The sequence below is a fragment of the Synechococcus sp. PROS-9-1 genome, assembly GCF_014279775.1.
Lineage (GTDB): Bacteria > Cyanobacteriota > Cyanobacteriia > PCC-6307 > Cyanobiaceae > Synechococcus_C.
The window spans coordinates 124,181-148,000 of the sequence record NZ_CP047961.1 but is presented as its reverse complement, the minus strand read 5'-3'; the positions used below and the strand labels follow the sequence as shown (position 1 = coordinate 148,000).

The window sequence follows — 23,820 nt, the reverse complement described above, 5'->3', positions numbered from 1 at the left end:
GGCCGAAGGCATCGTCATCAACGCGGGACAAGCCGCAACAGCACGCCATTGGCGCTACGCAACGTAAGGCGACCCACCCATTCCGGGCCGATGTCCTCGTTTGCAGGTAAAAGCTGGTACTCCCCAATCAATTCCGCGAGCACCAATAAAGCCTCCTGCTGGGCAAAGGCAGCCCCAGGACACTTGCGCGGCCCCAAGCCATAGGGCAACCAAGCCTCTCGAGACAGACGGCGTTCTTCTGGGGTGGAGCCATCGAGCAAAAAACGTTCAGGGCGAAACTGATTGGGCTCCGGCCAGTGATCCTCATGGCGGTGAATCACCCATGGCGAGAAGGTCAGCAATGAACCCACAGGGCAACGACTCGCCTGCAACGTGGTTTCGGTGCTTTGCCTTTCGCGAATAAAAAAACTCACTGGCGGATAGAGGCGCAGGGTTTCTTGAAACACAGCGGCACCGTAATCAAGCTTTCGCAAGCGCTCCGGAGCCAAGCCGCCCTCTTCTACGACCCCGTCCACTTCAGCCCAAAACCGCTGCTGGCAAGAAGGGTCGAGAGCCAATAACCAACAGGCACTGCTCAAGGCGCTAGCAGAGGTTTCATGCCCGGCCAAGAACAGAAAACAAACCTGATCAACCAGCTCCTCCGCGCTGAAACTGGTGCCGCTCACTGGATCATGCGCTGCCATGAGATAAGCGAGCAAATCGTCTCCACCTGCGTCCGGCGCCGCCAACCGCTCCTCAATCACCCCTTTAATCCAACGGCGAATCACACCCGCATCACGCTGTAGAGAACGCTGCACCCAGCGCCGAGGGAGATGCAAGAAACGCATCACCAAAGCACGAGCCGCCCGGCGTTGATAGCGCCCAAAGGCCTCCACCACCTCTCTTGCTTCATCTGCCTGTAAAGGCCGGCTCAGAATCGTGCGCACGATTACATCCGCTGTCACCCAAGTCATCGCTGCTTCGATGTCGACCACAGCCCCCCGCATGGCATCTGGCTGTTGCGCCAACTCCTGGTCCAACCGCTCCAACATCGCATCGGTGGCAGCAGCCATCGCTGGATAGACCCGCTCCAACTGGGCTGCCTGAAAGGCTTGATCAATGAGACGCCGTTGACGGGCCCATTCCTCACCGTTCACCGAGAAAATGGCTCGACCGATGAGCGGCTCGAGAATCCAGAGGGTGTAGGGATGCTTTGGGAAATTCTCTACCTCCTCAATCAACACACGCCGCACGAGGGCTCGGTCGTTCACCAAAAAAACGCGCAGTCCCAGGAGGTTGAGTTCCCCCAAGGCGATGCGGAAGTCCCATTCATTGAGCAAACCGAACCAGCTGGTCCAACCACGGGCAAGGCGCCGAAACAGGTTTGCGGTGTAAGGCAGCGGTTTCGGCCAGGGAGGTGTGATCGCCATTAACAGTGACCCTCCCCAGCGATCAAGCCACAGAGATCAATTCCGCTTGACGGATCGCAGAGGTAAACAAAATGAAGCTCGAACAGCACACTGAGCCACTGGCGGCGACGTCTCAAACCCCTCGTTTTTCTTAGATCCAACAGTTGCTGGCGTGGATAGTTGCCCTGCTCTGGCAACGGCATTCCGCAGACCTCGTAGGGATTCACACCGGCAAAGCACAGCAGATCATCTGCGGATGTCACATCAAGCCAGGGCAAACGAGGGGGCTTAGCCAGCTCCCTCAGATCTTGACGGAAGGCATCAGCACGTGGATACAAGGCCAGATTGGCAAGATTTTGTCCAAGGCTAAGCAAGCTCATTTTTTGCAAAACGGTTTCAGCCTCAGGCCGTCGGCGTAGCTCCGCCGCCAACATTGCCAAAACGAATGAACCAGAGCTGTGACCCACAATCAGGATTTCGTTTGCAGGCGAGTTTCGTTCCAGATCCAAAAGGGATTGCGCCAACATCTGAACCCGCAAACGCAGGCTTTGATCGCGAGCTTCGCCGAGCCGATACGTGAACAAGATCGAGCGACTCAGCCAGACAACCCCGAGCTGGTCAGCCAATAGCCAGCCTCGCCAAACCACCATCGCTGCTAAAAATGTCGCAATGATGGGCCCTATGGGCGGCCCTACCTGCAAGCCAAGCCAAGCGGCTGCAGCCGCCAACAAAAACACGATCGCGAGCACAACTAGGGGATACAAGCCGCATAAGGCAACCCCTCTACACAACCTGGCAGCAGCCCATAAGCGCCCTCTAAACAGGTAGTCCCATCCATACGGGAGCAGTTGACCCAGCAGTGAAAAGGGATGCTTGGGCCAGTGGGCCCGTGCCACATCATCCCAATGCAGGAATGCGAGCTCAGTGCCTTGCTTCTCCAAAGGCCAAAGCGTGATTTGCTCACCTGGTAAACGCCGCCCTAAACGCCAACCCCGTTGTTTCAAGGCCCGCTTAAACAAGCCCTGGTAGTGAGCCACACCTCTTGGATCAAAACCGCTGATGAAATAGGTGCGGCGCCGGCAGAATGGATTGGAGTGCACCAGTAGCGCGGCCATGTTCTCTCATTCTCGCCTTTCTCCCTGGGCCCTTAAAGGTTCTGCCTTACTCATGCCGTTGGCGATCATCAGCGCAGCAGCTTTACCTGCGGCACAAGCGCAAACCAAGCTGAACGTGCTGGTGGAGCAGCAGGGGAACACCCGCACTGCATCAATGACCGTGCCAGTGCCGCCCCAGCGCGCCTGGGAGGTGCTCACCGATTACGTGGCCATAGGGGAAGCAATGCCTGACATCTCCAAGGTGCAACTCCTCAGCCGGCAGGGGAACAGCCTGCGGCTACGCCAGGCTTATCAGGCTCCCTACACCTTCGGGTTAACAATCAGCGCTGAACTTGCTGTAACGGAAACGCCCAAGACAGCCATTCACTTCCGCATGATCAAGGGTGATTTGATCAGTGCCCTCAGCGGAAGCTGGTCGTTAACGCCAACACAAACGGGGACGCGTCTGCGCCACACCATCACCTTGGTTCCTGAATTGCCAGGCCTGATGCAACCTCTGTTTGCCCAGCTGACACGCACCAGCTTGCGGGATTCGATGCTGCGGCTGAGTGCGCTGATGGAGAAGCCCTAAATCCCTCTATCTCGCAGGATCGTGACCCGAGAGGGGTGGAAGCGGACCAGGTAATCAACACCTCGCCAAGAGATCAGGCGCACAAGCAGAGCCGCCAAGGTTGCCGCCCCATCCACGAGCTGCCCCGGCACAAGGCCCACAGCCCAGCCCAGCCAATGGGGGCTTCCTTGAGGCTGCATCAATCGTTCAATCCAGCAAAGCAGTCCCACACAACCCAGCTCATAGATCAACGCCGCGGCCCAATCTCCCTGCAACAGCGCAAGCAAGAGCAGTGCAGCACTGCTAACACCATGCAGTGCCACCAAGCCCCAAGCCGGATGATGCAATCGAGCGGTGAGCAGCTGACGGGTGATCCAGCGGCTTAGCGGGAGCAAGGGCTGGGCAGGATCAGGATCCACCATGATCAAATTCGGTTCAAACCGATAGTCCAAACCCAGCCTTCGCAACGGACCCAACAGGCCGGTGTCTTCGCACAATCCGCGGCGAAGCAGTTCAAGCCAATCGCCGGCTTCCACCACCGAGCGGCGAACGCAAAGAGTGCCGCCCCAAGGGATCTTCCACAGGGTCATCAACACCACGGCGCCGGCATTCCACACCGCGCGCGTCCAACTGCTCAAATTCAATGCCGATAATCCTGGAGAGAGAGGAGCAAACCAGCGGTTGCCAGAAATCGCCCCGATCCCTGGCTTCAAGCAAGCTCGGGCACAACGTTCCAGGCCATCTTCAGCGAAGCGAATATCAGCATCGAGCAGCACCACCAGAGCACTCTCGGAGTGAAGATCAGAAAAAGCCTGACGTAGTGCTGCACATTTGAGCGAGCCCTGGCTCGGACGTTGCTGAAGGGTCCGGCAGTGCAACTCGGACCAAGCAGTATCTGAGCGATTCAGCCAAGGCTGGAGTAACGGCCACGCCGGATCAGCATCACTGTCCACCACCACCTGAAGCCGCCAAGGGCCTGGGTAGGTCTGACCGGCCAGAGATCGCAGCAGTCGCGGCAAGCAACTATCTGCCCCCCTCAGGCACAGCACCACCTCCAAGGGCAACCATCCCTCCTCGGGCTCCGCTGCAAACGGTGTGCTGCAACTGCGCAACTTGCGCAGTTGATAAGCAAACAGCCCTACCAGCACAATCTGCAGAAAGAGCATCCCAAGGAGCAGCGCTGGTGCAGGCAAGCTCAAACCGAAGACTTCTGCTGAAGCAGCGCCGATGCCCAAGGACTAATTAATTGGTCCCAATCAGGGCAGCGGACCCCCTGTTCAGCCAACAGCTGAGTGGTGTAACTACAACCAGGTCGAGCCCGCTGTCCCTTGCAGTTGCGCTCCGGATACGTTAGGCCGTCCTCTCCCCAGCGTTGCCGCAGGAAAGGCAGCAGGGGCTGCAGAGGATTAGCCAAGCTTGCTTCGATCGCCTCGATCCATTCCTGCATCGGCAAGATCCTCCAACCACCTTGAGCATCGGTGATCTGGCTCAAAAGCGTGGTGAGCATCAACGGCTCAGGGTGCTGCAAGTGAAAACAACGCCCCTTGGCAGGTTCACACCAGGCCAGCGCAGACACTGCATCTGCGACGTAATCCACAGGAACCACATCGAGCTCCCAGGCCAGATCCGGGGATGCCCCTAGGGCCAAACTTCCCTGCAACAAGCGCTGCAAAAGATCGCCCTCATGCCAGAAACGTCCGTTGGAGGGGCCGGCAATCAGCGGTGGGCGATACACCGTGACGGGAAGTCCGGCCTCCCCTGCTCGCGCCACCATGCGATCCGTGACCCATTTGGTTTGGGAATAACCGAGTTGGATGCCCTGCCAGTCGGCCAGCGCATCATCTTCAGCGATCACCTGATCGCGATAAGCATCAGCCTCAAAGACAGCAACGCTTGAAATCAACTCAAAGCGGAGTGGCGAAGCGGCCGTTGCTAGGTGGAGCAGCTCTCGAGTACCGCCAACATTGGCAGCAGCGAGTTGGGCATAGCTGGCCATCTGGCTGAGCTGGGCACCGTTGTGAAGAATGCCTCCCACCCCCTGGCCGAGAGCCGCAAATTGATCGGGGTCGAGTCCCAGCTTCGGCTGGGAAAGGTCTCCAAGCACCACCTCCAACCGCTCCGACCAGTCCGGATTCCACAGACCGTAACGACGAAGATTCCGCTCCAACTTTTCCGATCCTTGATGCAAGGAGGAAGCTCGCACGAGACAACGCACCCGCAGCTCCGGCCAACGCTCCAGCTGCCCTGCCAGGAGATAGGCGCCTAGGAAGCCACTCGCGCCAGTGAGCAGAACTCGTTCTCCAGGCGCCTCAACGGGTGGGCTCTCCGGCACTGACCAACTGGCTTCTAGCTGCGCCTCTTGATCAAGGTCCAATCCCTCCCGTGCCGCTGCAGATCCGTCTGGCAACAATCGCTCGAGAGCCATGCTCGCCAGATCATCCAAGCAAGGGGCGTCGCTAAGGGCAGCCAGATCTAGGCGCCATCCCAACGCCTGCTGGACTTCGGCAGCAAACTCGGCTGCCATCAACGAATCGAGCCCTAAATCAAAAAGGCTGGTACGGGAATCGAGCTGAGCTTCCGGTTCTTCCATCACTCCAGCCAGGATGTCTTGGAGCGTCGACAACATCCATGGCCTGCGCTGGTCCACTGACAAGGCCTCCAACTGAGCGCGCACCTGGGCTTCTGAGCGGCCCCCTACTTCATTAATCAGGGATCGGAACCAGGCCGCCTGTCGGGGCAAGGCCTGACTGACGAGCCGCGGCCAATCGGCCGCCATCACGGTCACCACTCCGCTACGGCCTCGCTGCAGCAATGACTCCAGAGCCGACAACGCTTCGTCTTCCGCCAAGAGATGCAGTCCTACGGACTCAAAGCGCCGCTCCAACCCTTCAGCCATGCCAGCACCAGCCCAAGGCCCCCACTGAATCGCCAGCTGAACTGCGCCATCAGAGTCCGCGTTGATGCAGGTGGATTCAACAGCCCCATTGGCAGCGCCATAGACAAACTGGCCCGGCGAACCCAGTGCCGCGGCGATTGACGAGAACATCACCTGAAAATCGAGGTTTTGAAACGCAGCTGGCTGCAGCCTTTGCAGCTTGTCAAGCTGCTGCTGGGGACCCAACTTCGCCTCAAACACCTTATTAATACTGGTGAGTTCAATCTCACCGACGCGCTGATCTTGCAGGGCTCCAGCAGCATGAAAGACACCGCGCAGTGGTAGGTCCTGAGGTAATCCAGCGAGTGCTTGAGGGAGATCGTCCCATCGGAGCGCCTCAACCTGCACACCTTGAGAGCGGAGGCTGTCCAAACACTCGGCCGTTTCTGTCCCTGGTACGGGCACACTTCTCCCCAGCAACAACAACGAGCGCGCACCCCGATCCACCAACCAAGACTGCAGAAGTTGGCCAATCCCTCCAAAAGCACCCACCACCAGATAAGTGCCGTCCATACGGATGGCACAAGGCGGGGCTTGGCTTGGCAGGGTGATCACCAACTTGCCCACATGCTTTCCCTGCGCCATCCGTCGGAAGGCGTCCTTGCACTGATCCAAAGCAAAGGCTGATACCGGCAAAGCAGGCAAAGTTTTGTCTTGAGACGCCGCCACCAACCGCAGCAATCGCTGCCTTAAGGGGTGTGGATCGCGCGCTGCCACTTCCAGCAGATCAAAGCGGAAATAGCCGACATCAGGCCGTTTCTCGCGTACCTGCTGATCGCTCCAGATTTCCAGCTTGCCAAGCTCTACAAAGCGTCCGCCTGAAGCGAGCGCCTGAAAGCTGGCATCCACCCACTCACCTTTAAGGCTATTCAGGACAACATCAACACCACGGCCTTCGGTGTGCTTGAGAACCTGATCAGCGAAAGCAGTGGAGCGGGAATCAAAGACCACCTCCACACCTTGCTGCAACAATCCAGCCTGTTTGGCTGCACTGGCGGTGGCCAGGATGCGAGCACCGCATCGCAAGGCCACCTGCACAGCCGCCTGCCCTACTCCACCGGCAGCTGCATGAATCAAAACTGTTTCTCCAGCCTGAAGCTGCGCCAACTGCTCCAGGCCATGCTCTGCCGTGAGATAGGCCGTTGAAAGGCTTGCCCCTACCACAGGATCCAACTCTTCTGGCCAACGCACACAGAGGGCTGCCCTACAACTCACATGGCTTGCCAGGCTTCCCAGGGTGAGAGCCGCAAGCATCCGCTGGCCCACCAATGAGGAATCCACGCCAGGGCCAACAGCGACCACACGCCCCACGGCCTCCCCGCCGAATGGCAATTGAGCATTGGCCCTAAGCCCAAGGGATTGGTTGTGGCTGTGCAGAAGCCCCAAAGCATTCAGGACATCGCGAAAGTTCAGGCCCGTGGCCTCCACCGCCAACTCCAACTCTCCTGGCTGAAGGCGCGCTAGTGGCAAAGGCGCCTTGACCAGCCCTTCAAGTCGACCACTTCCATCGGACAGCATGCGAAACCGATCTTGATCAATCGGCTGAAAACAGCGGGTTTCAATGCAATCGGAACCGCACCAGCGGAGCTCAGCATCACCGGCGGTGGCAGCCAAGAGACGTTGCCACTGCGCTGATGAGAGACCTCCAGCCAGCGCAGTGGCTGAGGCTGTAATCGTGCTGCAACGCCAAGCAGAACAGTCCTGGGCCAGGGAGCGCACTGCCGCCTGGACTGACCCAGCAGCAGGTGTGGCGAAAGCCGGCATCCACAACAACACTTGACGCGGCTGGCTGAGGGGAAGCGCCTGCAGCTGTTGCACCAGCGCTGAAGTTACGGATTTTGGATCCTCCTGAGCATCCAGTTCCAAAGGCACGATCGCCTGCTGCTGGCACCACTCCCAGACGGCATCTGGCAATGCCCCCAACGCGATCAGGGTGATTGGCTCGGCAGCTCCTGGGCTCCAATCGCTCAGTGCATGCGCCGCAAGAGGTTGCCAAATGGTCTCCAGCAGTTCCCCGGCAGGTCGAGAGGAGTCCTCAGGGAGCATTAACTCCAGCAGAGTTCGCGTCAAACGCCTCAACTGCAAACCACGGATCCCACCGAGCAAAACCCCAGATTGATCAAGAAGGTCCAAGTCAGCGGTCACATGCGCGCGACTGCTCTCAGCTGCGTTGTGCAAATCTTCTGGACGAAGCTGTAAACGGCATCGCAGCTGGTCGGGCAAAGGCCAGCGCAACATCTGCATCTGTTCCACTCCCACAGGGAGTAGCAATTGGCCATCGGAGTGCGTTTGCGCAAGAACCGCAGCCACCAGTTGAAAACATCCATCGATCAGGCTGCGATCAGGTGCAGCATCAGGACGATGCAGCAGTGCTTCGGCGCCCGTGGCGTTGGCTTGCAAAGCAGCAAGCGGCCGATAGCAGCTGCCGTAATCCAGCCCAAAATTCTTTAAGGAGCTATAAAAATCGGCGACATCAAGGTCAGCACCATGGTCAAACTCCAAAGCCTGCAAGGGCTGAATGGCTTGTTCCGCAGCTCTGCTCAATAGGAGCTGCCCATGAAGCTGCCAGCTGCCGGCGTCTTCAGCCTGGGGAGTGCGGGCATGGAAGCTGAAGTCATCACCGTCGCGCACAGCCTGTAGCTGCACTGATCCAGCGTTGAGCCACAGCGGACGATCGAGATTGAGATCAGCACACTCAAGTGGCTGTTGTTGGTCGCTCAACCAATCCAAGACAAGGGCAAGATAGCCCGCTGCCGCGAACAGGGGATATCCGCAAAGCGCATGATCTTGCAAGTCGCGAGCGTTAGCTGGATCCAACACGGTCTGCCAGTGCTCTAACGCTCCTGGAAGGTCCAACTTCTGAAAAGCCATCCCTGGCTGTTCCGTTGTGACACTGCTGCCAACACCGATGTGATCAAGCCAAAGGCTGGCTTTGCCTTGTTCCAGATCCTGGTCCCGTGGCGTCCACCAAAAGCGTGAGCGCAGAAATGGATGACCTGGCGGCCGGAGCTGACGCCAGGAGGCACCTTGATGCCATTCGCGCCAATCCATCTGGGCTCCTTGAGCCAAGGCTTGAACAAGCTTCTGGAGCTGCTCAACCCCCACGGGGCCCTCAGACAATGTCTGTTGTTGCAGATCTTTCAACGTTTCTGGCAAAACCTCAGATCCACGCGAGGGAACAACACCGGTCCAAGCGGCAGGCTCTTGCCCTCGCAGCTGGCGTACCAGGTCCTCACCACTACTCGCAATCAACGCCAGCGCATGGGGGAATTGGGAGCGTCCCACATGGATGCTGGCGCAAAGATCCTCCAAACTGAACGCTGCTTGAGCCTCGAGCCAATCCGCTATTTGCGCGCGAAGCACGTCAAGTGCTTCCTCGTTGCGTGCGCTCAACCAGAGCAGGTGAAATGAATGCCCTAGTAACGATGTAGAAGAGGGCTGAGAAAGCTCAAGAGGAGCACTACTAAGCACAGCGTGAGAATTAGTACCACCGAATCCAAAAGAGCTGACACTGACCACCAGCTCCTGCTCAGGCTTGGGAAAAGGCTGCAGCGTCGTTGAAACCTTCAATCCAAGCCCAGGCAAATCCACGCTGGGATTGGGCTGCGAATAATGCAGGCTCTCAGGGACCATTCGCTCCCTGAGAGACAACACGGCTTTGATGAAACCCGTAATGCCTGCAGCCGTTTCCGAATGCCCCACATTGGTTTTCACCGAGCCAAGCAAGCAGGGCTCGGTGCTTGGCCGCCCCTGCCCAAGCACCGAGCCAAGGGCTCTGAGTTCAATCGGATCCCCCTGGCGAGTCCCTGTGCCATGGGCTTCTACGAATTGCGCTGCCGAAGGAGACAGCCCAGCAGAGGCATAGGCGGCTTGCACACACGCGATCTGAGCTTTTTTGTTGGGTGCAGCCAAGCCTTGACTGCGGCCATCGGAATTCACCGCGGTGCCACGGATCACCGCTTCAATCGGATCACCGTCGCGCAGGGCAGCCCGCAACGGCTTAAGGAGTACAGCACCGGCGCCTTCGGAACGCACATAGCCATCCGCCTCAGCATCAAAGCTGCGGCAGTGCCCTGATGGCGACAGCAACCCCGCCTTACAGAAGCTCATCTGTATGCCGGGATGGATTAAGGCCTGCACACCTCCAGCAAGAGCAAGCTCTGACTCACCGCGCCTCAAGCTCTCGCAAGCCAAGTGCAAAGCCACCAGAGACGAGGAACAAGCCGTATCCACGGTGAAGCTGGGCCCTTTGAGATCAAAGGCGTAGGAAATTCTGTTGGCAGCAATGCAACCGGTGTTGCCGGTGAGGATGAAGGGTTCGTTATCAGGTGTGAGGTATTGATTTTCCGAAGCCCAGAGCAATGCGCTGTAATCAGCGCTGGAAATGCCCATGAACACTCCCACTGAGCGTCCACGCAACTGCTCCAGGGGCTGGGCACCCGCCTCCATCGCCCTCCAGCACACTTCAAGCAACAGGCGTTGCTGAGGGTCCATGCACTGGGCTTCCCTGCCGCTTATGCCAAACAAGGCTGGATCGAACTGGTCGATCCCGTCCACCAATCCAGCTCGGCGGACATGCTGGTGCAACGGCCTGCGCGGATCGGGATCATGGTGACGCTGAAGATCCCAGCGATCTGAGGGAATCTCGCCGATCGCCTCACTTCCTTCAGCCAGCAGTTGCCAAAACTGTTCAGGGCTCTCGACCCCACCAGGCAAACGGCAGCCCATACCTAAAACGGCAATGGGCTCCTGTTTATTGATTGTGCCTGAAGGATCCAATGCCATCAGTCAAACGAATATCCATCAAACAGGAGCGAACGAATCGCCTCCTGATCAGCAATAAGCCGATGATTCGAAACCCGCTCTTTGAGTTTCTGATAGTGCTCTGGTTGATCCAACCAGCCGCGACACAAATTCAATAAATCCTGAGGCTTGCGAATGCAGCAATCAATCTGACGCGCCTTGAAGTAACGACGGGCCAAGAGCTCTTGTGGCATGGTCGTACCGAAGCCGTTGAAAATCAGCACACAGCCTGCTGCCAAGGCTTCCGTGGCCGTGCGCGCTCCTGGTCTCGCCACCATCGCCCAGGATTGCTTGTAAAGGCTTGCCATCTCAGCAGGCCCTTGAAAACCCAATGGCTTGAAGGACAACTGAGGGTGCTGCTCAGCCCACTGCCGCAGCTGATGCAAAGCAGCCTGACGGCGACCGCACAACGCAACCACACGCACCCTGCCAGCCAGGGGCAGCAACATCTCAAGCAAGCGCACGTGGTTGTTTGCACCGTTGGCACCGGCCCCCAGCACCAATAACGGCAACTGATCAGCTGTAGCAGCTTTCTCGGGCCGGAAGAGCTCCTCATCAAAGGCTGGATCAAACAAGGGGCCGAAGGCCGGAGCTGGGACCGTTCGATAGCCCTGCCGGCGCGCATAAGAGCTCACCTCAGGGGTCAACGTCCAGAAAGCCTCAGCCCTCTTTGAAAACCAATTACGACTGAATCCGAAACCACCATCAAGCTCTGTGCAACAGGTGATGCAACGCATCTCGGGACAAACACGCCGAGCCAAATCAAAATGACCTCGATTGATATGGGGATGGGTGGATATCAGCAGATCAGGCTGGAAACGCCGCAAAATCCGAATCACATAGGAACGACCCGCGAGCAAAGTTCCAGGCTTGGTCACATCCTCAAACTCCACCAAACGCCAATAGATCTGATGCATCCAGGGGCCATGGCGTTGAATCCAGTTGTAAAGAGCAACACCGCCGCGGGTGAACCAACTTGCCTTTTCGAGAATATGTTCCACCAAAACTTCTCCATTTGGATCCCAGCGGCGCAGCCAGGCCTCGAGGGCATAAGCCGCAGCATCGTGAGCTGTACCACCACTAGAGGTGAAAATCAAAACCCTCATTGACTCAGGATCTCATGGCCAAAGTCGACCTAAGTCGATCTCTTAACAAGTAACTTCTGATCCAAATTGCTATCACGATCAACCAGCCCAACCCCCCCATCGCGATGGCCATCTCCCGTCCTGGCCCTTTACCAAGAGCATCCATCAACCAGAAAGGCCAAATCGACCAGCTCATCGCTGGACGTAGCAAGCGATCAATCAACAAAGGAACCGCCAAAAACGCCACCAAACGAGTACTCCACTCGCAGCCATAGCGAAGCGCGAAATAACGGGGCAAAGCCTCGCGAGGTGCGAGTTCCACCCAGGCCTGATGAAGCGCTGCCATCACCACTGGCAAACCGCAGCTGAACACCAGCACAGCCCCCATCCAGACTCGATCGCGATCAGCAAACGCCTGCAAACCGGAGCCCATCAAAATTAAGGCTTGAATCAACAGCGCCACCAACAAGGCTGAGCGCCAACAACGACCCAGCCTCCAGCGCCAAGCAGCAAACCCCATCAAGTAACCACACGCACCAACCAACAACACCGCCCCCATCCGCTCCGGGGGATAGGCCAAGGACACCCAGGCCGGAAACAACACCTCCAAACCGGCATAAACGAATGCCGCTATCCCCGTCAGGAGAAGAGCGGAGCGAGCCGACCACGAACGCTGCCAAAGCTGCATGCCACGCCGAATGGTGCTTCTAGGCGCCCACGGTGTTCGCTCTGAAACGACCGCTTGCTGCAAGTGTTGGATCTGCCTCTGCCAAGGCGCAATCACAACGGCTAGCAGCGCCAACACAAAAGTGATGCCATCCAGCGCCAATACTCCTGCCAAACCCCAAACCGCCACCAGCCAAGAGCCAAGGAAAGGTGCAACGGTGATCACAAGCCCATCCACAGTGGCGAACAGGCCATTGGCCCGTTGCAGTCGCTCTTCTTCCGCAATCAGCAACGGGATCAAGCTGGATAGCCGCACCACCAAAATGCCTTCTCCAACAGCCGCTACTCCCTGCACCGCAAGAATCCACGCGAGGGGAGGGAGCGTGACAGCCGATCGACCCAAGAGCAACAGAGCGAGTAGCGCTGTACACAAAGCGCCTGAGGTGTGGCAAACCAGCATCAGTCGACCTGGTGGCCAGTTGACTAGGTACTGGATTAACAACGGAAGAGCAAGCAAGCGGGCCAGCTGCACCACAACCGCGACCAGTCCGAAATCCAGCAAATCTCCCGACTGGGAGAACAGCCACAGGCCAATTCCATACAAACTCGTTTGTGTTCCGAGGTTGGAAATCAGCTGCCCACCCCAGAGGTAGCGGAATAAAACGCTCGGACCCTGAACCTGGAGGGGATGTTCAGTCATTGAGGCCTGAGGAAGTTGGCAACACCTTTGGAATCAAGTTGAAACTTTTGCGAAATCCTAAAACTACTTATCAAGGAGATTATCTAACTAATACTAAACAAGTAGGAGGCATGAAACAAGATCGACTCTCTGCATATGCAAGATACGCAAGAATAAGTTTGTCGGCGGTTGTTCTCATATCTTGCACTTTCGGGACCGCTTTAGCTTCGTAATTTTCCCCCTTGAATCCAGCTCCCAGGCTGCGCGAGACTGAAAGGCATTCATAACAGCGCTCCAGTGATCACCTCGCTTCTACCTGTGATCCTTTGCGGTGGCACTGGAACACGCCTCTGGCCCCTCTCTCGCGCCAGCTATCCCAAGCAGTATTGGCCCCTCGGAGGCAGCGGCGATGACACCTTGCTCCAACAAACCCAGAAGCGATTAACCGGAATTGAAGCGCTTGGGAAACCACTGCTGATCTGCAACGAGGACCACCGCTTCATCGTGGCTGAGCAGATGCGCCAGATCGATGTGGAGCCAGGCGCAATCCTTCTTGAGCCGATGGGCCGCAACACCGCTCCTGCGGTGGCCGTCGCCGCGCTTCAAGCGACAGCCCAAGGTGATGACCCCCTCTTGCTCGTCTTGGCTGCCGATCACGTGATCCGCGATGGGGCTCACTTTCAGGCCGCTATTGCTGCTGGTCGCAAAGAAGCGGAAGCCGGCCGCCTGGTGACCTTTGGGATCGTGCCGACCGCACCCGAAACCGGCTATGGCTACATCGAAGCCGCCGAACCTCTCCATCCTGGGGCGTTAACGCCGGTACCGATCGCCCGGTTTGTGGAGAAGCCCGATCAAGCCACCGCCGAACAATTCCTCGCAAGTGGGCGCTTCACCTGGAACAGCGGCATGTTCCTGTTCAAGGCCAGCGCCATGCTCGCTGAGCTCGAGCGACTCGCCCCTGAAGTGGTGAGTTGCTGCCGCGCTGCCCTCGAGCAAGACATGGCAGACCTCGATTTTCTGCGCTTGGATCCGGACGCCTTTGCTAAATGCCCCAACGTGGCAATTGATGTGGCGGTGATGGAGCAAACCAAACTCGGCACCGTGCTTCCCCTTGCTGCCGGCTGGAGTGATATAGGCAGCTGGAGCGCCCTCTGGGACACCGCTGATCGCGATGAAAACGGCAATGTCTTGCGCGGCCGCGTGATCAGCGAAGGCAGCAAAAACTGTTATCTACGCAGTGAGCACAGGCTGGTGGTGGGTCTTGGCGTGGAAAACCTGGTGGTTGTGGAAACCGATGATGCCGTGCTGATCGCTGACCGGAGCCAAGCGCAAAACGTGAAAACGGTGGTGAAGCAGCTGGAAGCAGAGGGCAGCCCCGAAGGCAAAGCCCATCGCAAGATTTACCGCCCTTGGGGTGCCTACACCGGAGTCGTGGAGGGAACGCGCTGGCAGGTGAAACACATCTCCGTCAAACCTGGCTCCAGCCTGTCGCTGCAGATGCACCATCACAGAGCCGAACATTGGGTTGTGGTGCATGGAACAGCCCTCGTGGAGCGGGATGGCGAAGAGCAACTGATCGGCGAAAACCAGAGCACCTACATCCCGCTTGGCTGCAAACATCGGCTCAGCAACCCCGGCCGAATCCCCGTGGTCATGATCGAGGTTCAAAGCGGCGAATACCTGGGAGAAGACGACATCGTGCGTTTTGAAGACCGCTATGGCCGCAGCGATCAATAGAGCAGAGCCTTCCGATCACGCCCTTGCCCAAAAAGATCTAAACCTCTCACTCACCTGAATCAATAAATCATTTTGAAGTGCCAATTCATTCCAGCAAGTGGCTTAAATAAGCCCAAATAGTTTCAACCTCACCTCATCATTCTTCGAATCCAGACGACCTAATGCCATCACCCATTACTCGCAATCTGATCACCGGTGGTGCTGGCTTTCTGGGATCGCATCTCTGCGACCGGTTGATGGAAGCCGGAGAAGAAGTGATCTGCCTGGATAATTACTTCACAGGCAGGAAGCAAAACATTGCGCATTGGATAGGCAATCCCCGCTTTGAGCTGATCCGTCATGACGTGACCGAGCCGATCAAGCTCGAAGTGGACCGGATTTGGCATCTCGCTTGCCCGGCCTCACCGGTGCATTACCAGTTCAACCCGGTAAAAACATCGAAAACTAGCTTTATAGGCACCTACAACATGCTCGGTCTTGCTCGCCGCGTAGGAGCAAGGCTGCTGTTGGCCAGCACTAGTGAGGTGTATGGCGATCCTGAGGTGCATCCCCAACCCGAGAGCTACCGGGGTTGCGTTAATACGATTGGCATCCGAAGTTGCTACGACGAAGGCAAGCGCATTGCTGAAACGCTCTGCTTCGATTACATGCGCATGCATGACCTGGAGATCCGGGTAATGCGAATTTTCAACACCTATGGCCCGCGCATGTTGCCGGACGACGGCCGGGTGGTAAGCAATTTCATCGTTCAAGCTCTTAAGGGAGAGCCGCTCACGCTCTATGGCGATGGAAGTCAGACCCGTAGCTTCTGTTTTGTGGATGATCTCATCGAGGGGATGATTCGCTTGATGAATGGAACCCACACCGGGCCGATCAACATCGGCAACCCAACGGAATTCACGATCCGGCAGCTGGCAGAGCTGGTGCGGGAAAGAATCAATCCAGACTTGGAGTTGATCTGCAAGCCGTTGCCCCAAGATGATCCGCTCCAACGGCAACCCGTCATTGATCTTGCACAGAAGGAGTTGGGCTGGACACCTGCGGTGGCGCTAGAGAAAGGTCTTGAGCCAACGGTTGACTACTTCAAGACGTTGCTGCTTGAAGCCTGAGCCTTTCATTCGCCAAAACCATCCGATTCCCAGGCTTTCAAGAGATGCATCGATGCCTGAAGTAAAGGGAGGGACGTCCCGGGCGTCCTCAATCAACATCCAAAATTGGAGATAAGCACTGATTCTTTCGTCTCCAATGCCATAGATCCTCTCTAGTCATGTAGCCGAAGCAGCACTGGAGCAATTACTCCACCGTCACGCTCTTGGCCAAATTGCGTGGTTGGTCCACATCCAAGCCTCGATAGGCAGCGATGTGATAACTGAGCAGCTGCATCGGGACCACGGTGAGCAGGGGGCTCACCCATTCGCTCACTTCCGGCACGGGCAAGAGCGCATCAAACAAGTCAGTGTCAGGACCTTCCGGCGCCACACCGATCATTTGCGCATCGCGGGCTTTGGCCTCCTGGGCATTGCTCAACACCTTCTCAAACACCGGGCCAGGCATCGCAATCGACACCACCGGCACGTGCGCATCAAGCAGGGCGATCGGGCCATGCTTCATTTCTCCAGCTGGATACCCTTCAGCGTGGATATAACTGATTTCCTTGAGCTTGAGCGCACCCTCCAGGGCAATCGGATAGTTGATCCCACGCCCTAGGAAAATCACATCCTGGGTGTCAGCAAAGCGGGGAGCCAGAGCTTCTGAGCCCTTGTCGTGATGCTCCACAAGTCGCTCTAACTGCTCCGGCAAGGCCCGCAGTTCTTCCAGCAAGGCGCTGATTTCAGCTTCAGAGCGATGCCCGCGCCTGGCAGCAAAAGCAATCGCCAGCCCGTAGAAAGCCAGCATTTGACCGAGGAAGGTTTTGGTGGCAGCGACGCCCACCTCGATCCCCGCGCCGATATCAAGAATGTGGGGAACTTGCCGCGCCAGTGAGCTCTCAGCGCGATTGGTGATGCCGAGCTGACGAGACGCAAAGTCAGCTTGGCCATGATCTTCTCGCCGTTTTGCATCCATAGTTAGGGCTGCAAGGGTGTCGGCTGTTTCGCCAGACTGAGTCACCCCAATGGTGAGGGTGTTGGGTGCCAGCGGTGGTGGGGCATAACGAAACTCACTGGCATAAAACACCGTTGTGGTGAGTCCAGCGAACTGCTCCAGCAGATACGCCCCCACCAAAGCCGCATGGCGGCTGGTGCCACACGCCAGGATTTGAATACGCTCCACCCCTTCGTAGAACGACTCATCAAAAGGAAGCGCCACCGGATTACTGGCAGGCAGCCCCACCGGCAGATGCCGGTCCACCCAGAGCCGCGCCGTTTCGGGCTGCTCGTGGATTTCCTTCAACATGAAGTGGCGGAAATGCCGCTTGTCGGCAATGTGTTCCGAACCATTGAGCATGGTTGGGGTGCGCTGTTGCCGCACGCCTTCAGCGTCATAGAGCTCGATCCCCAGTGGACTCAGCAGCGCCACCTCGCCGTCTTCCATCGGCAGAATCGTGCGCGTGAATCCCGCCAATGCAGGCGTGTCACTGGCACACAGGAACTCACCCTCACCGAGGCCAATCAGGAGCGGTGCGGCTTTGCGTGCCACGACCAAAGCACCGGGAGCATCGGCCCACAAAACTGCCAAGGCATAAGCCCCTTGAAGCCTGGGCAAGACCGCCTGCATTGCTTCTAAAAGAATCTCGCCATTTCCAGCTCCCTCACCTACTCCCATCAACTGCAACTGAGCTGCAATCAGATGGGGAATCACCTCGGTATCAGTTTCCGACTTGAAGCTCACACCCGCAGCCGTGAGCTCCTCACGCAGTGCCCGGTGGTTTTCGATGATCCCGTTCTGGACGACTGCCACCCTGCCGCTGCTGTCACGGTGGGGGTGGGCGTTGTGCTCCTCAGGCTTTCCGTGCGTAGCCCAGCGGGTATGACCAATCCCGCAAAGACCAGGAGCCCCCTCAACCTCCACACGAGAGGTGAGGTTCTTCAGCTTTCCTTTGGCACGGATGCAGTGCAATTCCGTGTTCTGAAGTGTGGCAATGCCCGCGGAGTCATAGCCGCGGTATTCCAACTGCCGAAGTCCTTCCAACAGGAGCGGTGCCGCGTCTCGCGAACCAATCACCGCAACGATGCCGCACATATAAAAAAACCCGGCTTAGCCGGGCTGATCCTATGGGTATAAAAGTTGGCGTTAGTAGGCCAAGCCCATACTTCGACTGGTTTCGTCCCCGAGATAAACCCGAATACTGAGGAAATCTGTTGGGCAGGCGGTCTCGCAGCGCTTGCAGCCCACACAATCCTCTGTTCGCGGAGACGATGCAATTTGGCCCGCCTTGCAGCCGTCCCAAGGCACCATTTCGAGGACGTCTAGGGGACAAGCACGCACACATTGTGTGCAACCGATGCAGGTGTCGTAGATCTTGACGGCGTGGGACATGTGCCCGTTCCGATGCGGATGACTTGAAATAAAGGTACCCGTTGCGGGTGCCACTGAGCCATTCACGCAGGCCTGCCGTCACCGTTGTTAACGCCACGTGGATGAGCATGGGGCAAGCCGTAAGATGCGGCGTCACGTCTGCACGGCCATGTCCCAGGAATCGATCCTCGAAAAAGTCCGTTCGATCGTTACGGAGCAGCTCAGCGTCGATGCGGGCGAAGTCAAACCTGAGTCCAACTTTCAGAACGATCTGGGAGCTGACTCCCTCGACACCGTCGAGTTGGTGATGGCTCTTGAGGAAGCCTTCGACATCGAAATTCCCGATGAAGCCGCCGAAGGAATCGCCACGGTTGGCGATGCCGTCAAATACATCGAAGACAAGCAAGCCTGAGGATCTGCATGGTGGAGGGTCTCCAGCGCGTCGTGGTCACGGGCCTCGGTGCTGTTACACCGATCGGCAATACCGTCGCTAACTATTGGGAGGGCTTGACCTCCGCAAAGAACGGCGTCGAAGCGATCACCTTGTTTGATGCAGCGCAGCACGCCTGTCGCTTCGCTGCTGAAGTCAAGAATTTTGATCCCAGTGGCTTCATTGAGCCCAAAGACGCCAAACGCTGGGATCGCTTCTGCAAATTCGGTGTGGTGGCTGCCAAGCAAGCTCTCGCCGACTCTGGCCTCACGATCACCCCAGACAATGCCCATCGCATTGGCGTCAGCATCGGTTCTGGGGTTGGCGGTCTTCTCACCATGGAAACCCAAGCCCATGTGCTGAAAGACAAAGCCCCTGGTCGCGTCAGCCCCTTCACGGTGCCGATGATGATTCCAAATATGGCCACCGGGCTTGCTGCGATCGCCCTTGGGGCTAAAGGTCCTAGCTCAGCTATTGCTACCGCATGTGCCGCAGGCTCCAATGCCATCGGTGATGCCTTCCAGCTGTTGCAGTTGGGCAAAGCCGACGCCATGATTTGCGGCGGTGCCGAATCAGCCATCACTCCACTTGGGGTGGCGGGGTTCGCCAGTGCCAAGGCGCTCTCGTTCCGTAACGACGATCCTGCTAGTGCGAGTCGACCGTTCGACAAAACCAGGGATGGATTCGTGATCGGAGAAGGCTCAGGGATTTTGGTCCTTGAAACCCTTGCCCACGCCGAATCACGCGGGGCCACGATTTTGGCGGAAATCGTGGGTTACGGCACCACCTGCGATGCCCACCACATCACCTCTCCTACTCCAGGCGGCGTCGGTGGCGCTGCCGCCATGCGCCTTGCTCTTGAAGATGGCGCAATCGCTGCTGAGAGTGTGGACTACGTCAACGCCCACGGCACCAGTACACCTGCAAACGACAGCAACGAAACCGCAGCCATCAAGAGTGCTCTAGGCAGTCGTGCCAATGACATTCCGGTGAGCTCAACGAAATCGATGACGGGCCACCTGCTCGGGGGCTCAGGCGGCATCGAAGCTGTGGCCTGTGTGCTCGCACTGCGCAACGGTGTGGTGCCACCCACCATCAACTACAACAATCCGGACCCCGAATGTGATCTAGATGTTGTGCCGAACACGGCTCGTGAACTAACACTAAGAACAGTGCTGTCCAATTCCTTCGGCTTCGGTGGTCACAACGTCTGCCTCGCCTTCCGACGCATGAGCTAATCCCAAGCTCAGTCCAATCCCCAACTCCTCCCCCCTCCTCTTCACTCCATGGCCGCCGCAACCGCTTCTCTCGACACGCTCTGCGTCAACAGCATCCGCATGCTGGCCGTTGATGCCGTCAATAAATCCAATAGCGGTCACCCCGGTTTGCCCATGGGCTGCGCACCGATGGGGTACGCGTTGTGGGACAAGTTTCTGAAGCACAATCCCAAAAACCCCAAGTGGTTTAACCGCGATCGGTTTGTACTTTCAGCCGGGCATGGCTGCATGCTCCAGTACGCCCTTCTGCACCTCACCGGCTACGACTCGGTAACCATCGACGACATCAAACAATTCCGGCAGTGGGGCTCGAAAACGCCAGGCCACCCGGAAACGTTTGAAACCCCTGGCATTGAAGTCACCACCGGCCCCCTTGGCGCAGGCATCTCCAATGCCGTGGGCCTGGCCATTGCCGAATCACACCTAGGCGCCAAATTCAACAAGGCAGACGCCAAAGTTGTAGACCACTTCACCTACGTGATCATGGGTGATGGCTGCAATCAGGAAGGCGTGGCTTCAGAAGCAGCCTCCCTGGCCGGTCACCTCAAGTTGGGCAAATTGATTGCCCTGTACGACGACAATCACATCACCATCGATGGACGCACGGATGTGTCCTTCACCGAGGACGTTCTCAAGCGTTACGAGGCCTATGGCTGGCACGTCCAACACGTAGCCGACGGCGACACCGATGTGAACGCGATCGCCAAGGCTATAGAGGCCGCCAAGGCCGTCACGAACAAGCCATCGATTATCAAGGTGACAACCACCATCGGCTACGGATCACCAAATAAGAGTGATACGGCTGGTGTCCATGGCGCCCCTCTTGGAGAAGAGGAAGCTGAGCTCACACGCAAGCAATTGGGCTGGACCCACGGCCCATTCGAAATTCCTCAAGAGGCCTACAACCAGTACCGCCAAGCCGTAGAACGTGGCGCTTCTCAGGAAGCCGAGTGGAATCAAGCTTTGGCGAACTACCGCAGCAAATACCCCACTGAAGCTGCTGAATTCGAGCGAATGCTGCGCGGAGAACTCCCCCAGGGCTGGGACAAGAACCTGCCCACCTACACCGCAGACGACAAAGGCCTCGCTACACGGAAGCACTCTCAGATTTGTCTTGGCGCTCTTGGTGCCACCCTGCCCGAATTGATCGGCGGCTCCGCTGACCTCACCCATTCCAACTACACCGACATCGCTGGGGAAACAGGCTCCTATCAGCCCGAAACCCCAGAGAAGCGCTACCTCCACTTCGGCGTGCGCGAGCACGCCATGGCAGCTGTACTGAACGGCATCGCTTATCACAACAGCGGCTTAATCCCCTACGGCGGCACCTTCCTGGTCTTTGCCGACTACATGCGCGGCTCCATGCGCTTGTCGGCCCTGAGCATGCTGGGCGTGATTTACGTGCTCACTCACGATTCCATCGGTGTAGGAGAAGACGGACCGACTCACCAGCCGATCGAAACCATCCCTTCCCTGCGTGCCATGCCAGGAATGCTGGTGTTCCGTCCTGGTGACGGCAACGAAACCAGCGGTGCTTACAAGCTGGCTATCGAGAATCGGAACCGCCCCAGCGCGATGTGCCTCAGCCGTCAAGGCATGGCCAACCAAGCCAACTCATCGATCGCGAAAGTCGCCTTTGGTGGCTACATCCTCGAAGACTGTGCAGGCACACCAGATCTGATCTTGATCGGAACAGGCACAGAACTCGATCTCTGCGTTCAAGCTGCCAAACAGCTGACCTCAGAGGGTAAAAAAGTACGCGTGGTGTCGATGCCTTGCGTTGAACTGTTCGACGAGCAAAGTGACGCCTACAAGGAAGAAGTTCTCCCCAACGCTGTGCGAAAGCGCATCGTGGTGGAAGCCGCTGAAACCTTTGGCTGGCACCGCTTCATCGGCCTCGACGGCGACAGCATCACCATGAACCGCTTCGGGGCATCAGCTCCAGGCGGCACCTGCATGGAGAAGTTCGGCTTCACCGTCGAGAACGTCGTTGCCAAGTCAAAGGGTCTGCTGGGCTGATCTTTAGCGACCCATTTCGCAACAGACAAGAGCATTGCTTTTCCCGCCCTCCGCAAGGAGGGCTTTTTATTTCGCTTGCGCCACCACCCACCCAAATGGTGTCCACTCCATGGGGCAACAAACCGAAGGTAACTCACCTAAAAAAGAGATGTAGCCCCAAGCCAAGCCAACAAAAAACCCCGGCGATGACACCAGGGTTGAAAGAGTGATCCTCAAGGCCGCAGGCCCTTGAGGCCAAAGCTCACAGCTTGTCCTGTTTCACGCCAACCAATTCCGCAGCACCCTGGGTCTTGAGCACTTGCTCCAGTCCCGCCAAATCCTCATCCGTGATCTTGGTTTGCATCGGACAGTGCTTGGGTCCACACATCGAGCAGAACTCGGCTTGCTTGTAGATGTCTGCTGGCAGGGTTTCGTCGTGATACTCCTTTGCCCTCTCTGGATCCAGCGACAGTTCGAACTGCTTGTTCCAGTCGAAGTTATAACGTGCCTTACTCAGCTCATCATCCCGATCACGAGCACCAGGCCGATGACGGGCGATATCCGCAGCATGGGCTGCAATCTTGTACGCAATCAGCCCCTCGCGCACATCCTCTGCATTGGGAAGACCCAAGTGCTCTTTCGGCGTCACGTAGCAGAGCATTGCGGTGCCATGCCAACCAGCTATTGCCGCACCAATCGCTGAAGTGATGTGGTCGTAGCCAGGGGCGATATCAGTCACCAACGGACCGAGCACATAGAAGGGAGCCTCATTGCACTCCTCCATCTGCTTTTTCACGTTGAACTCAATCTGGTCGAGAGGCACATGGCCTGGACCCTCCACCATCACCTGCACGTCGTGCTTCCAAGCCCGCCTGGTGAGATCTCCCAGGGTCTTCAGTTCAGCAAGCTGCGCAGCATCGGAGGCATCGTGCTGACAGCCAGGACGGAGTGAATCTCCCAGCGAAAAAGTGCAGTCGTAGCGCTTAAAAATCTCGCAAATATCGTCAAAGCGGGTGAACAAAGGATTTTGACGGTGGTGATACAACATCCACTGGGCCAAAATTCCGCCGCCTCGGCTCACAATTCCAGTCAAACGTCCCTTCACTTTGGGGAGATGTTCAATCAACAGGCCAGCGTGAATCGTCTGGTAATCAACGCCCTGTTGGCAATGCTTTTCGATGATGTGCAGGAAGTCGTCTTCATCGAGTTTCTCGATCGAGCCATGCACACTTTCCAAGGCCTGATACACAGGCACCGTGCCAATCGGAACAGATGAGGCACCAATAATCGACGTCCGCACCTCATCCAGGTTTACCCCGCCGGTGGACAAATCCATCACCGTATCGGCGCCATATTTCACGGCCAACTTCAACTTGTTCACCTCCTCCGCTGCATCCGATGCATTGGGAGACGCACCAATGTTGGCGTTCACCTTGCATTTGCTGGCGATGCCGATCGCCATCGGCTCCAGATTGGTGTGATTGACATTGGCGGGGATGATCATCCGACCCCGCGCCACCTCTTCCATCACAAGCGATTCCGGAAGGTTCTCGATCGTGGCCACATAGGCCATCTCTTCAGTCACCACACCCTTACGGGCGTAGTGCATCTGAGACACATTGGCCTGGCCCTTACGAGCAGAAACCCAGTCAGTACGCATGTTCTTAGCAGCAGCAGCGGAATTGCCAGGAGCCGACCAAA

General features: G+C 57.5%; 15 protein-coding genes. 6 read left to right on the top strand and 9 right to left on the bottom strand.

Going from position 1 to position 23,820, the window contains the following annotated elements; translation table 11 throughout:
• Positions 1 to 17: 17 nt before the first annotated feature.
• Both SynPROS91_RS00700 and SynPROS91_RS00695 read right to left on the bottom strand, forming a co-directional pair.
• Positions 18 to 1,409, bottom strand: a complete 1,392-nt coding sequence (locus SynPROS91_RS00700) for a cytochrome P450 (RefSeq protein ID WP_186517541.1) — start codon at positions 1,407 to 1,409, stop codon at positions 18 to 20.
• Positions 1,409 to 2,503 (bottom strand): hypothetical protein, encoded by a 1,095-nt coding sequence (locus SynPROS91_RS00695; protein WP_186517539.1) that lies wholly within the window; start codon positions 2,501 to 2,503, stop codon positions 1,409 to 1,411. The genes SynPROS91_RS00700 and SynPROS91_RS00695 overlap by 1 nt, the downstream gene beginning before the upstream one ends.
• Here SynPROS91_RS00695 and SynPROS91_RS00690 point away from each other — a divergent pair.
• On the top strand, positions 2,502 to 3,074 hold the full coding sequence (locus SynPROS91_RS00690; protein ID WP_186517537.1) for an SRPBCC family protein: 573 nt from the start codon (positions 2,502 to 2,504) through the stop codon (positions 3,072 to 3,074). The genes SynPROS91_RS00695 and SynPROS91_RS00690 overlap by 2 nt on opposite strands.
• On the opposite strand, the gene SynPROS91_RS00685 is transcribed toward SynPROS91_RS00690, so the two are convergent.
• From SynPROS91_RS00685 to SynPROS91_RS00670, 4 genes are read right to left on the bottom strand one after another with little or no spacing between them, the layout of a single operon-like run.
• Complete coding sequence (locus tag SynPROS91_RS00685; protein ID WP_186517535.1) at positions 3,071 to 4,219, bottom strand: glycosyltransferase family 2 protein; 1,149 nt, start codon at positions 4,217 to 4,219, stop codon at positions 3,071 to 3,073. The genes SynPROS91_RS00690 and SynPROS91_RS00685 overlap by 4 nt on opposite strands.
• A gap of 29 nt (positions 4,220 to 4,248) precedes the next feature.
• Positions 4,249 to 10,773 carry a thioester reductase domain-containing protein gene (locus SynPROS91_RS00680; protein ID WP_186517533.1) on the bottom strand — a complete coding sequence of 2,175 codons (6,525 nt, stop codon included), beginning with the start codon at positions 10,771 to 10,773 and terminating at the stop codon, positions 4,249 to 4,251.
• The gene (locus SynPROS91_RS00675) at positions 10,773 to 11,888 is read right to left on the bottom strand and encodes a hypothetical protein (RefSeq protein ID WP_186517528.1); all 1,116 of its coding nucleotides are present in this window, start codon (positions 11,886 to 11,888) and stop codon (positions 10,773 to 10,775) included. The genes SynPROS91_RS00680 and SynPROS91_RS00675 overlap by 1 nt, the downstream gene beginning before the upstream one ends.
• Before the next feature lie 13 nt (positions 11,889 to 11,901).
• Positions 11,902 to 13,242, bottom strand: coding sequence for an MFS transporter (locus SynPROS91_RS00670; RefSeq protein WP_186517526.1), 1,341 nt, complete (start codon positions 13,240 to 13,242; stop codon positions 11,902 to 11,904).
• Positions 13,243 to 13,518: 276 nt separating this feature from the next.
• Between SynPROS91_RS00670 and SynPROS91_RS00665 the strand changes: the two genes are divergently transcribed.
• Together SynPROS91_RS00665 and SynPROS91_RS00660 are read left to right on the top strand one after the other, a co-directional pair.
• Positions 13,519 to 14,958, top strand: coding sequence for a mannose-1-phosphate guanylyltransferase/mannose-6-phosphate isomerase (locus tag SynPROS91_RS00665; protein ID WP_186517524.1), 1,440 nt, complete (start codon positions 13,519 to 13,521; stop codon positions 14,956 to 14,958).
• Between the two features lie 161 nt (positions 14,959 to 15,119).
• Positions 15,120 to 16,067, top strand: coding sequence for a UDP-glucuronic acid decarboxylase family protein (locus SynPROS91_RS00660; RefSeq protein ID WP_186517523.1), 948 nt, complete (start codon positions 15,120 to 15,122; stop codon positions 16,065 to 16,067).
• A 184-nt stretch (positions 16,068 to 16,251) separates the two neighbouring features.
• On the opposite strand, the gene glmS is transcribed toward SynPROS91_RS00660, so the two are convergent.
• Together glmS and psaC are read right to left on the bottom strand one after the other, a co-directional pair.
• Positions 16,252 to 18,138 carry a glutamine--fructose-6-phosphate transaminase (isomerizing) gene (gene glmS, locus SynPROS91_RS00655; RefSeq protein WP_186517521.1) on the bottom strand — a complete coding sequence of 629 codons (1,887 nt, stop codon included), beginning with the start codon at positions 18,136 to 18,138 and terminating at the stop codon, positions 16,252 to 16,254.
• Between the two features lie 51 nt (positions 18,139 to 18,189).
• Positions 18,190 to 18,435: a photosystem I iron-sulfur center protein PsaC gene (gene psaC, locus SynPROS91_RS00650; protein ID WP_007099573.1), complete on the bottom strand. Its 246-nt coding sequence runs from the start codon at positions 18,433 to 18,435 to the stop codon at positions 18,190 to 18,192.
• A 148-nt stretch (positions 18,436 to 18,583) separates the two neighbouring features.
• Between psaC and acpP the strand changes: the two genes are divergently transcribed.
• The 3 genes from acpP to tkt are packed head-to-tail and all read left to right on the top strand — an operon-like array spanning position 18,584 to position 22,140.
• Positions 18,584 to 18,826 (top strand): acyl carrier protein, encoded by a 243-nt coding sequence (gene acpP, locus SynPROS91_RS00645; protein WP_038014040.1) that lies wholly within the window; start codon positions 18,584 to 18,586, stop codon positions 18,824 to 18,826.
• An 8-nt stretch (positions 18,827 to 18,834) separates the two neighbouring features.
• A complete protein-coding gene (gene fabF / locus SynPROS91_RS00640; protein ID WP_186517519.1) occupies positions 18,835 to 20,082 on the top strand; it encodes a beta-ketoacyl-ACP synthase II in 1,248 nt (415 codons plus the stop codon).
• 48 nt (positions 20,083 to 20,130) lie between these two features.
• Positions 20,131 to 22,140: a transketolase gene (gene tkt / locus SynPROS91_RS00635; RefSeq protein ID WP_186517517.1), complete on the top strand. Its 2,010-nt coding sequence runs from the start codon at positions 20,131 to 20,133 to the stop codon at positions 22,138 to 22,140.
• A 241-nt stretch (positions 22,141 to 22,381) separates the two neighbouring features.
• On the opposite strand, the gene thiC is transcribed toward tkt, so the two are convergent.
• Positions 22,382 to 23,779 carry a phosphomethylpyrimidine synthase ThiC gene (gene thiC / locus SynPROS91_RS00630; RefSeq protein ID WP_186517515.1) on the bottom strand — a complete coding sequence of 466 codons (1,398 nt, stop codon included), beginning with the start codon at positions 23,777 to 23,779 and terminating at the stop codon, positions 22,382 to 22,384.
• Positions 23,780 to 23,820: the final 41 nt, after the last annotated feature.